This is a genomic window from Protofrankia sp. Cj3 (genome assembly GCF_917627355.1).
In the GTDB taxonomy this organism is placed as follows: domain Bacteria; phylum Actinomycetota; class Actinomycetes; order Frankiales; family Frankiaceae; genus Protofrankia.
The window spans coordinates 9607-20877 of the sequence record NZ_CAKJTR010000058.1; the positions used below are offsets into that span (position 1 = coordinate 9607).

General features: G+C 67.7%; 8 protein-coding genes. 4 read left to right on the plus strand and 4 right to left on the minus strand.

Annotated elements, in window-relative coordinates; all coding sequences use genetic code 11:
- Window positions 1-142: 142 nt before the first annotated feature.
- Window positions 143-1408, plus strand: coding sequence for a DUF5925 domain-containing protein (locus MJ783_RS10295; protein ID WP_239310169.1), 1266 nt, complete (start codon window positions 143-145; stop codon window positions 1406-1408).
- A 58-nt stretch (window positions 1409-1466) separates the two neighbouring features.
- Here MJ783_RS10295 and thrS read toward each other — a convergent pair whose 3' ends face one another.
- The 4 genes from thrS to MJ783_RS10315 all read right to left on the minus strand — a co-directional run bounded on the left by thrS (window position 1467) and on the right by MJ783_RS10315 (window position 4932).
- Window positions 1467-3491, minus strand: a complete 2025-nt coding sequence (gene thrS, locus MJ783_RS10300) for a threonine--tRNA ligase (protein ID WP_239310170.1) — start codon at window positions 3489-3491, stop codon at window positions 1467-1469.
- Between the two features lie 210 nt (window positions 3492-3701).
- Window positions 3702-4094 carry a type II toxin-antitoxin system VapC family toxin gene (locus MJ783_RS10305; protein WP_239310171.1) on the minus strand — a complete coding sequence of 131 codons (393 nt, stop codon included), beginning with the start codon at window positions 4092-4094 and terminating at the stop codon, window positions 3702-3704.
- The gene (locus tag MJ783_RS10310; protein WP_239310172.1) at window positions 4091-4369 is read right to left on the minus strand and encodes a type II toxin-antitoxin system Phd/YefM family antitoxin; all 279 of its coding nucleotides are present in this window, start codon (window positions 4367-4369) and stop codon (window positions 4091-4093) included. The genes MJ783_RS10305 and MJ783_RS10310 overlap by 4 nt, the downstream gene beginning before the upstream one ends.
- Window positions 4370-4491: 122 nt before the next feature.
- On the minus strand, window positions 4492-4932 hold the full coding sequence (locus MJ783_RS10315) for a hypothetical protein (protein ID WP_239310173.1): 441 nt from the start codon (window positions 4930-4932) through the stop codon (window positions 4492-4494).
- A gap of 331 nt (window positions 4933-5263) precedes the next feature.
- On the opposite strand from MJ783_RS10315, the gene MJ783_RS10320 reads away from it, so the two are divergent.
- The 3 genes from MJ783_RS10320 to MJ783_RS10330 all read left to right on the plus strand — a co-directional run bounded on the left by MJ783_RS10320 (window position 5264) and on the right by MJ783_RS10330 (window position 11235).
- On the plus strand, window positions 5264-7096 hold the full coding sequence (locus MJ783_RS10320) for a glycoside hydrolase family 15 protein (RefSeq protein ID WP_239310174.1): 1833 nt from the start codon (window positions 5264-5266) through the stop codon (window positions 7094-7096).
- Between the two features lie 98 nt (window positions 7097-7194).
- The gene (locus tag MJ783_RS10325; RefSeq protein WP_239310175.1) at window positions 7195-8478 is read left to right on the plus strand and encodes an L-2-hydroxyglutarate oxidase; all 1284 of its coding nucleotides are present in this window, start codon (window positions 7195-7197) and stop codon (window positions 8476-8478) included.
- A 240-nt stretch (window positions 8479-8718) separates the two neighbouring features.
- Window positions 8719-11235: a G8 domain-containing protein gene (locus MJ783_RS10330; RefSeq protein ID WP_239310176.1), complete on the plus strand. Its 2517-nt coding sequence runs from the start codon at window positions 8719-8721 to the stop codon at window positions 11233-11235.
- Window positions 11236-11271 lie beyond the last annotated feature (36 nt).

Consider the following 11271-nt stretch of genomic DNA (forward strand, 5'->3'; position numbering starts at 1 on the left):
CCGGCTCCGGCTCCGGCTCCGGCTCCGGCTCTACATGATCAAAATATTGACCATCGCCGCCAGCTGGTGACATAGCCACAGTCCCGCCGCGAAAACCGGAAGTCGGTGGTGCCGGCGAGGCTGGTCGTCGACTATCGGTGGTGTGCCCGTCCCTCATCAGAAAGCCTCACAGCCGGAGTACTGGGCCACTATCGCGGCCACCACCGCGCCGGAGTCCGCGGGCCACGCTACCGGGCTTCCGTTCGTGGTCGGCCTGGACGACTCGGACACGCCATACGATGTGGTCGACGCCCTCGCGCTGGCCCCGTTCACGACGGGGGAACAGCCGTGGGCGCACAGCGCCCGGATCGACCGTCTCCGTTCAGGCGCGTCCCTGCTGCCACCCGACGCCAAAATACTACGTACGGTAATCGAAGACTCGCGTGACTCACGGCTCGCCGCGGGCGACGGCTGGACGTTGCGCGCGGTGCGCTGGCGCGGCGGCGGCGGTGAGGTGACCGTGACGGCGGTCAGTGAAGAACTGGCGCGCACGGTACTCAGCAGAGTTGTGCGCGAGGCCGTCGCCGAATCGGACGTCGACAGCGCCGTCACGATGGGCTTCTGGTACATGTCCGCGCGACGCGGCCCGACCCGTACCACCCGCAAGGCGGCCACGACGTCGTGGGCCTCGATCCGGGACAACTACTCCAGCAGCGCCCGCGACGCGCTGGACCGGCTCATGGCTGTCCGGCACGAAGCTCTGGCCGGCCGGCTGATTCTGTTGCACGGACCGGCTGGCACCGGAAAGACCACCGTCCTGCGGGCACTGGCCCACGAGTGGCGACGCTGGTGCCAGGTCGACTGCGTCTTGGACCCGGAGGCGCTGTTCGCCGACCCTGGATACCTGATGGAGGTCGCGATCGGCTTCGACAGCGACGAGGACGACTCCGACGATAATGACCATGCCCACGATGGCGACGGCCCTGGCCGGGGGGCGCTGGATCCGGTGCCCGGCGACCGCGGCACCGCACAGGCCGCCGAGCTGGGCGGTGTCCGGCGGCGATGGCGGCTGCTGGTGATCGAGGACTGCGACGAGCTCGTCCGCGGCGACACCCGGAGTTCCTCGGGGCAGGCGTTGTCACGGCTGCTCAATCTGACTGACGGCCTGGTCGGGCAGGGGCGGGACGTCCTTGTCGCGCTTACCACCAACGAGGATCTCGTCCGGCTGCACCCGGCAATCGTGCGTCCCGGCAGGTGCCTGGCTCAGGTCGAGGTGGGACCGCTGCCCCACGGCGAGGCCGTCACCTGGCTCGGGACCGCGCAGGGAGTCGGGCCGATGATGACGCTGGCCGAACTGTTCGCGCTCCGCGACGGCCGGGCACCGGTGCGGAGCACGCGGCCGGACCCGCATTCCGGCCTCTACCTGTGACGGCCCGGCCACCGGTAACCCGGCACCGGCCGTAGCTGGCTGGTGCGCTGTTTCGCCGCTATTCCGTCGCGGCTTCCCGCCGCAGGTAGCCGGACCCCACGAGGCTTTTTACCCGGACCTGCTCCCGCACCTGGTCAACGAATGTGTCTATCGGCATACGCTCCTCCTTGCCGGAGCGGTACCGCACGGACACCGACGAGTCCGCCACCTCCTGTCGGCCGACAACCACGACGAACGGGATCTTTCGCGTGATCGCGGTCCGCACCTTCGCGTTGAGCCGATTGTCACTCACGTCGACATCAGCCCGCAGGCCCGCCTGGAGGAGCCTGTCCCGCACCTCGTTCGCGTAACTCAGCAGATCGTCGGAAATCGGGATGACCCGGACCTGCTCTGGCGCCAGCCACACGGGAAAGAGCCCGCCGAAGTGCTCTATCAAATATGCGACGAATCTCTCGTGCGAGCCGAGCGGGGCTCGGTGGAGCACGACCACCGACTTCTCCGACCCGTCGGAGTCGTGGTAAGTGAGCCCAAAGCGGTCGGGCGTATAGAGGTCGACCTGGTTGGTCGAGGCCGCGAACTCCTTACCCGTCACAGAACGGATCATGAAGTCGACCTTCGGGCCGTAATGCGCGGCCCCACCGATTTCCTCGACGTACGGAATCTCGGATTCCTCCATCGCCTCTCGCGTGATCCGCTCGGCATCCGCCCACATCTGCTCATCGTCGTGGTACTTCGCCGTGTTCGACGGATCGCGCAATGCCAGGATCATATAGAAGTCGGTGATGCCGAGCGTCCGGTAATAGTCGGCATGCATCCGCATGACCTCGAGAAACTGATCCTTCGCCTGCTCGGCGGTGCAGTAGATGTGCGCGTCGTTCTGGGTGAAACCACGCGCCCGCATCAGTCCGTGCAGCTGCCCGCTCCGCTCAAAGCGGTAGACCGTGCCGTACTCGGCCAGTTTTATCGGCAGCTCGCGATAGCTGTGCGGCCGCGCCTTGTAGACCATGTGATGGTGCGGGCAGTTCATTGGCTTGAGATAGTAGTTCTCACCCTCGATGTCGATGGGCGAGTAGAGGTCTTCGTTATAATACGGCAGATGCCCCGAAAGATAGTAGAGATCCTCTCGGGTGATATGCGGGGTCACTATCCGCTTGTACCCGAGCTGCCGCTCGGTTTCGCGCGCCCATCCCTCGAGCTCGTCCCGGATGATCGTGCCGTTTGGCAGCCAGAGCGGCAGCCCCTTGCCGATCTCCTTGCTGAACGCAAACAGATCCAGGTCCTCGCCGAGGCGGCGATGGTCGCGCCGGGCGGCTTCCTCCTGCATCCGAAGGTAATCCTTGAGCGCCTCGCGCGTCGGCCAGGCGGTCCCGTAGATGCGCTGGAGCTGGGGGTTCTTCTCGCTGCCCCGCCAGTATGCGGCGGCGCTGCGGGTGAGCGTGAAGGCGGGAATCAGTCTCGTGCTCGGCAGATGCGGACCGCGGCACAGGTCAGACCAGCAGACCTTGTCCGTCACCCGGTCTATGTTGTCGTAGACAGTCAGGTCACCGTCGCCGACCTCCATGACCTCGCCAAGATCAAGACCGCTCTTGGCATCGATCAGCTCCAGCTTGTAGGGCTCGTCGGCGAGCTCGGCCCGCGCCGCCGCCGGAGACAGGAACACGCGCCGCCGGAAGAGCTGGCCGACCTTTACGATCTCGCGCATGCGCTGCTCGATACGATCGAGGTCTTCTGGCTGGAATGGCTTCAGGACGTCGAAATCGTAGTAGAAACCATTCTCGATCGGCGGGCCGATGCCGAGCCTGGCTTTGGGGAAAAGTTCCTGGACCGCCTGGGCGAGGACGTGCGCGGTCGAGTGCCGCAACACGCGCAGCCCGTCCGGGCTGGACATCGGCACCGCTTCGACGTCGAGATCGGTGTCGGGAGCCCAGTCGAGATCTCTCAGAACGCCATCAGGACTGCGGACCACGACGATCGCGTTGGGCCCGACGAGCGGCAGTTTCGCAGCGGCGATCGCCTGGGCAGCCGTCGTCCCGGCCGGGACGACGGCGCGCGCGGCCACGGCTTCGGAACGAGATGCAGGCACTTCGAAGTCTCCTTGGATCGGTTTGGACCGGTTTGGATCAGGTACAGCCGAGACATGCTGTGACAGCCGCTGTCCATAGCCTAGAGGCTGGGTAACGTATCTCCGCCGCGCGGCACCCGGGACGGTGCCTGGCGCAGGTCGAGGTGGGACCCCTGCCCTGCGCCGCGGCCACCCACCGCGTGGCTCGGGTCCGCTCAGGGCGTCGCGCCGTCAGACGGGTGCGCGAACCGGGAGGCCCTGCTCCCCTGCCGCGGAAGCCAGCCGCCTGTCGTAGGTGACGAAGCCGTCCAGCCCGTTCCCCAGGTAGAGGGCCGTCGCGAGATGGATGGCGTCCAGCGAACGGAGCCCGACGCCGGGAAGCCGGCTGGCGGTCTCGACGACGGCGTGCGCGATGTCCACCCGTCCGACCCGGGTAAGCAGCAGGTCGGCATCGGGGAGCAACGACGGATCTTCGCGCAGCACGGCCCGCCTGGTCTCCACAACCAGAAGCACACTGGAGACCAGCGGCATCCCGCGCCGTGCGGTGAGGAAATCTCGCAGCGCGGGCGTCTCCTGTTCGGCCCGGACCAGCTTCACGAAGGCCGATGTGTCAAGGTAGATCACCAGCGCTCTTCGTCCCGCAGCTCTTCCACGACGGCGGACAACGGTCGGGTACCGACAGGCGCGGCGGGCGGCGGTAGGAGGTCCAGAATGCTTCCGACCGCGGGCTCGTAGTGGCCGGCGGCGACAAGCCGATCCAACGGCGATCCTGCGTCGGCGGGCACGAGGTAGGCCACCAGGACGCCCCGGTCGGTCACCGCGACCCGCTGGCCGCTGCTGGCCAGGGCCACATAGCGGGACGCGTGCTGGCGCAGCTCACGAATACCGATCGATTCCATACCCCAATGTAGCACCCATGTGCTACACATGACACCCGCAAACCCCGACAGAGGCAGAGCTTCCCCGCTTCACGCTCCCCTCATCCATGCGCCATATCCAGCCGGCGCAGGTGCCCGACGGGTTACTCGCCAGCCGTGAACTCGCTGATGCCGATCACGTTGGGCTGGGCGTGCACGCATCGATAGATCATGGCTTTGTCCGCTGGCGAGGCGTACGTGACGTTGTAACGCAGCGGGTACACGCGGCTGGACTGGGCCGTGTTGTGATCACGTGCCTCCTGGACGGCCTGGCCAGCTGTGGGGCACGCGGCGCGGACCGCGTCCTTCTGCGCGTCCGTGGCGGTGGGGGTGAAGTAAACCACCGCCTCGATCCGTGGCGGTGGTCCGGCGACCGAGGCATACACGCCAAAAGCGGCCAGTGCGGCGAACGCCAGCCCGCCCAGCAGCACCCAGCGCCGGTGACGCCGGTCGACGAGGGCCCGAGCCAACCGCGCCGCGGCCGGCTCGGGTGAGCGCCGGGCCCTCGCCCGTGGAGCGGTCTCCGGGACGTCCTGCGAGGTCACGAGCCTCCTTCGGACGAGATCAGGCAGAAACGATAGCGGTTGGGGTGGCCGGTTAGGATGGTCAGCTGGGGTCGGCAGCGGCGCAGCGACAATCCTGATCTTGATCCGTCACCGGATCGCCACCAGTACGGCGTGCCCCTAACTTAGCCGTTTCGATGAGGCCTTAAGGTAAGCGCTCTTGCCCGCGCAAACGCGAGCGATGTTCATCACACCGACCTGTCCAAGCCGGCCAGGGACGACGTGAGCATGGGGGACCAGCGGGGATCGCGAGGCGATCTGTCGGGACGGCCTCCTCGCGTCGTCGCAGGCCCCAAGAAACCCCGGAGAGACCGTGCCCTCCCGTATCGAGGACTACGCGGTGATAGGCGACACCCATTCGGCCGCGCTGGTCTCCAGGGACGGCTCGATTGACTGGCTGTGCCTACCGCGGTTCGACTCGACCGCCTGCTTCGCCGCACTGCTCGGCGATGAGGACTCCGGTCACTGGAAGATCGCTCCGGTCGGTCCCGTGCTCGCGGTGAGCCGCCGCTACCGGGGCGACACCCTTGTCCTGGAAACCGACATGACCACGGCGACCGGAACCGTGCGCATCGTCGACGCCATGTACCCGAGGTCAGGCGAGCACATCGTGCTGCGGCTGGTCGAAGGCATCGAGGGGAACGTGCGGATGCGCAGCGAGACCCGCATCCGGTTCGACTACGGCTCGATCGTCCCATGGGTGCGGCGGCTGGATGACCACACGATCGTCGCGGTCGCCGGGCCGGACGCGGTCACCCTGCGTACCACCGCGCCGATGGAAGGCCATGACATGGCCACCTACGCGGAGTTCACCGTCTCCGCTGGCCAGTCCGTGCCGTTCTCCCTGACCTGGTGCCCCTCGCACCGGCCGGCGCACACCCTGATCGACGTCCGTCGGGCGATCGACCTCACCGAGTCGTGGTGGGCGGAGTGGATGGCCGGCTGCACCTACGACGGGCAGTGGCAGGAGGCGGTCCGGCGTTCCCTGATCACCCTCAAGGCGCTGACGTACGCGCCCACCGGCGGCATCGTCGCCGCGGTCACCACGTCGCTGCCGGAGATGATCGGCGGCGTCCGCAACTGGGACTACCGTTACTGCTGGCTGCGCGATGCCACCATCACCCTGCTCGCGCTGCTCGATGCCGGGTTCACCAGCGAGGCCACCGCATGGCGGGAGTGGCTGCTGCGCGCGGTGGCCGGTGACCCCTCTCGAGTACAGATCATGTACGGGGTCGGCGGTGAGCGCCGGCTCACCGAATACGAGGTGCCGTGGCTGCCCGGCTACGAGGGCTCCGCACCCGTCCGGGTCGGCAACGGCGCCGTCGAGCAGTTCCAGCTGGACGTCTACGGCGAGGTGCTCGATGCGCTGCACGTGGCCCGGATGGCGACCGATGTGGACGGTCACGACGACTCCTGGGCCCTGCAGACCAAGCTGATGGACTTCCTGGAGACCGGGTGGCGCAAGCCCGACGAGGGCATCTGGGAGGTGCGCGGGCCACGGCGGGACTTCGTGCACTCCAAGGTGATGGCCTGGGTGGCGGCCGACAGAGCGATCAAGGGCATCACCGAGTCGGGCCTGCCCGGACCGCTGGAGCGCTGGAGCGCGCTGCGAGCCGAGATCCACAACGAGGTCTGCGTCCGTGGCTTCGACGCCGACCGCGGCACCTTCACGCAGTTCTACGGCTCCACCGAACTGGACGCGGCCCTGCTCTACATGCCGCTGGTCGGCTTCCTGCCCGCGACGGACCGACGGGTCGTGGGCACCGTGGCCGCCATCGAACGCGAGCTCATGGAGGACGGCTTCGTCCTGCGCTACCCGACCGCCCCCGACGGTGCCGTGGACGGGCTGCCCGCTGGTGAGGGCGCGTTCCTGGCCTGTACCTTCTGGCTCGCCGACAACTACGCGCTGTCGGGCCGGGTCCACGAAGCCCAGGAGCTGTTCGAGCGGCTGCTGGCCCTGCGTAACGACGTAGGGCTGCTGGCCGAGGAGTACGACCCGCGGCTGGGGCGCATGGTCGGCAACTTCCCCCAGGCGTTCAGCCATGTGCCGCTGGTCAACACCGCGCGGACGCTGACGGACGCGCTTCGGGGCATGCCGCGCTCCCGCACCGACCGGGCATACCCTCCCGGCCACTTCTTCGGGTAGCCGGCAGGGATCCACCAGGGCGAACCACCCGTCCACATCCGCCGATACTGGGTACGGGCCACACCAACCGTGGCAGACAACCAAAGGGGGCAGCACACGTGGCGGGTCAGGTCGCGGTCATCGGCGGTGGGATTGTGGGGCTGGCAGTGGCCCGGCGGATCGGGCAGGCCGATCCGGGCGTGACCGTCACGGTCTTCGAAAAGGAGCACGACGTCGCCTGCCATCAGACCGGGCATAACAGCGGGGTGGTTCACGCCGGGCTCTACTACCAGCCCGGCTCGCTGAAGGCGACCCTGTGCCGGCGCGGTGTCGCGCTGCTGAAGGAGTACTGTGCCGTCCACCGCATCCGCTACGACGAATGCGGCAAGATCGTCGTAGCGGTCGACGACAGCGAGCTGGACAGGCTCGCCGACATCGCCGACCGGGCGCGCGCCAACGGCGTCCCGGGCACGGCCATGCTGGACGCGGACGGCCTGCGTCGCTACGAGCCGCATGCCCGTGGGGTGGCCGCGCTGCGCTCCCCCACGACCGCGATCGTGGACTACCAGGCCGTGGCCCGTGCGCTGCGTGACGACGTGCGGGACGCGGGCGGGTCGGTCCGCACCGGCGCCGAAGTCGTATCCGTCGACGACCGCGGTGACGGTGTCCACCTGGGCCTGCGGGTGCGGGGGACGGCCCGGGTGGCCCCCAACGGAAACCACGCGACCGCGTCGAGGGCTGGCGGCACGGTGACGGAGGTGTCCGAGACGGCCGGGCCGTTCGGCCTCGTCATCGCCTGCGCGGGGCTACAGTCCGACCAGGTCGCGAGGCTCACCGGCGAGGATCCCTCACCGCGGATCATCCCCTTCCGGGGCGAGTACTGGCTGCTGCGACCGCAACGCCGGGAGCTGGTACGAGGGCTGATCTATCCGGTGCCGGACCCGCGGTACCCCTTTCTCGGCATCCACCTCACCAGGCGGGTGGACGGCGAGGTCCTGGTCGGCCCGAACGCGGTGCTCGCGACCGCCCGGGAAGGGTACACAGCCCTGGCCGTCGATGGATCGGACCTGCGTCAGACGATCGCCTGGCCAGGCTTCCACAAGATGGCCCGCACGCACTGGCGGACCGGGGCGCGCGAGATCCTGTGGACGGCCAGCCGACGCGCGTTCGTGGCACAGGCCCGCCGGTATGTCCCGCAGCTGCGGGCCGCCGATGTCGTCAGGGGTCCCGCGGGCGTCCGCGCGCAGGCGGTCGCCCGCGACGGCAGCCTGGTGGATGACTTCGTGCTGTCGATCCGCGGACGGATCGTGCATGTGCGTAACGCACCGTCACCAGGTGCCACTGCGTCACTGGCGATCGCCGAGCACATCGTGAGCAAGGTCGTCGCGGAACCGGCCGCGTAAGAGCGACTGGCAATAGGGGACGCGGGTCACCCGGCCGCCACCCAGTGCGTGGCGCCGCAACCGTGGCTCGATCCCAAAACGGTGCCTTTGGCCTGTTGGTCTATCATGATGCTCATGGTCACGTTACGTGATCGGGGGGGCAGTCAGAACGTCGACCGGTTACCAAATGTAAAGTAGGGAAGTAGCCAGATGTTCCCTGTTCTTGGCGGACGCCGCCGATTCAGCCGGCGCCGAACGAGGATGACGGCGGCCGGTGTCGCCATTATCGGCCTGCTGTCCGCGCTCGCGGCGTGTCAGAATCCGACCGCTCCGACAAGCCCGACCGCCAGCCGCAGCCCCGACGCCACCGGCGCGTCCACCACCGTGTCGGAGGGTGCCGCGACAGTACCGGTGCCACCGGCCCAGCCCGGGATCGCCCCACCCGACTTCAGCACCTTCGCCAAGTGGAGTGATCCCGCGACGTGGGGGGGCACAGTCCCCGCCGCCGGTGCGGTCGTCACGGTCGCGGCGGGCCGACGGATACTCGTCGACGTCGACGTACCCAAACTGGGAGGCTTGGAGGTCGACGGCGACCTCGCCTTCGCGGACCGGCCGACGACGCTGCGCACGGCCTACATCATGGTGCACGGAAGCTTCTGGATGGGCACCGAAGGTGCCCCGCTCACCAGCGCCATCAGGCTCATCCTCGACGGGCGCCCGACCGACAACACGATGGGTATGGGCGCGGACGTCCTGGGCTCGATGGGTGGCCGCATCGAGATCCACGGCAGGGATTCCGGCCATACCTGGACGAAACTGTCACAGACGGCCAACGCTGGCGCCACCACTCTTTCGCTCATCGACCCCGTGTCGTGGCGTACCGGCGATCTGATCGTCGTCGCCTCCTCCGACCTCGACGTGAACCACAAGGAACGTGTCACGGTCGCCGGGGTTTCCGCGGACGGCAGAACAATCACGATCGACAGGCCGCTGGCCCACCGGCACGCGTCGATAGTCACCGCCCAGACCTCCGGCGGCGAGACCCGCTCGGTCGAGGAGCGGGCCGAGGTCGGCCTGCTGTCGCACAACATCGTCATCACTGGCCCGGATGACGCGGCGGCGACGAAGTTCGGCGGCCATGTCATGATCATGAAAGACGGCACGCTGCGCATGTCGAACACCGAACTCGACCACATGGGCCAGTTCGGCGTACTCGCCCGCTACCCGATCCACTGGCACTGGGCCGGCGACCAGAGCGCCTCGCTGGTGGACAACGTCAGCATCATCGACAGCTTCAACCGCATGGTCACCATCCACCGGAGCAACAACGTCCATGTCAACGGCGTGGTGGCCGATGAGACCTACGGCGCCGGCTTCTTCCTCGAAGATCGTGTCGAGGAAGGGAACGTACTGACCAACAACCTGGTGATGGGTGTCCGTCAGGTCCCGGCGGGCACTAGGCCGCTACGCGCGTCGGACCAGATCCCGTCGGAATTCTGGATCACCGATCCGAACAACATCCTGAGCGGCAACTCCGCGGCCGGCGGTGACGGCGTGGGTATCTGGTACGACTTCGACATGAACGCGGTCGACCCCGGCAACGCCAGCGACGACGCGATCCACGACGCGGTCGACAAACCGTTCGGTCTCAACCAGAACAGCACCGCCCACTCACACACCATCCACCCCGCCGACTTCCCGGCGGAAGGCGTCCCGGGTTCGGGCATCAGCGTCGAGGCCTACAACGGCGACTTCACCCGGCGCGGCCGAATGATCAATCCGAACGTGTGGAAGAACGAGGGCTTCGGGCTGTGGATCGACGGTGCGCTCACGACCGACAACCCCACCGCCGCGAACAACAGCATCGCCCTCAACTGCCAGGACACCGCCATCAACAACGGCCTGCTCATCGGCAACAACACCGCCAACACCGGTACTGAGACAGGGCATATCCAGGCGCTGATCCGCTTCTATCACGGCCAGTGCGACACGAACGGGACCTGGCTCGCCAACTTCAAGCAGTCCGCCGGAGCGGATCCCGGGCTCGCGGCCATCAGCGACATCGGCGCGAGCACCTGGGACGCGACCAACCGGGTGAAGGGGCTGAAGTTCTTCGGCGACGGGTACCGCACCCTGTTCGCCAGCAACAGCCCGTACTTCGAAGCGGCGGAATCCGGCCACTCACACTGGTTCGCCGACCTCGACGGTTCGGTCAAGGGTGACGGAGTACCGGCGATCATCCACAACGACTCCGCGCTGCTGCGGTCACCCACGGACAGGACCATCTACAGCCGAGTCGGTCCGGATTACTTCCAGGGCGCGGACTTCGGCACCTGGAGCCCGCTCGACCGTGGCTTCATGCGCCTGCGCTTCGGCCTGGTCGACGACCACTGGACGTGGAAGCGCGCCGACGGCGTCACCGGCTACAGCGGCACCGTCGGCGTGGTCGAAGGCCAGCGCTACCAGGTGACCCCACCGTCCGGGGGAACGCTCAGCTCGCTCGACTTCGACATCCACGGGACCGATCCGGGTTTTGTCGACCTGGTCATCCCCTGGGCGGGCAGGTCGGCCCCCAGGGCCGGCTTCAAGTTCTGGGGCCAGGACGTCCCGGTGAAGATGGCGTCCAGCGTCGCCACCGTCGGCAAGGACGGTCAGTACTTCGTCTCCGGCGGAAACCTGTATCTGCGTATCGAGGTCGGCGGGACGGGCGTGACGTTCGGCAACGGCGGTGACCTGCGCAGCCTGTCCAACGCGGACCAGTACTGGACCATCAGGTAACGCTCTGATCTCCGGGTACGCGACCAGATCTGGCCG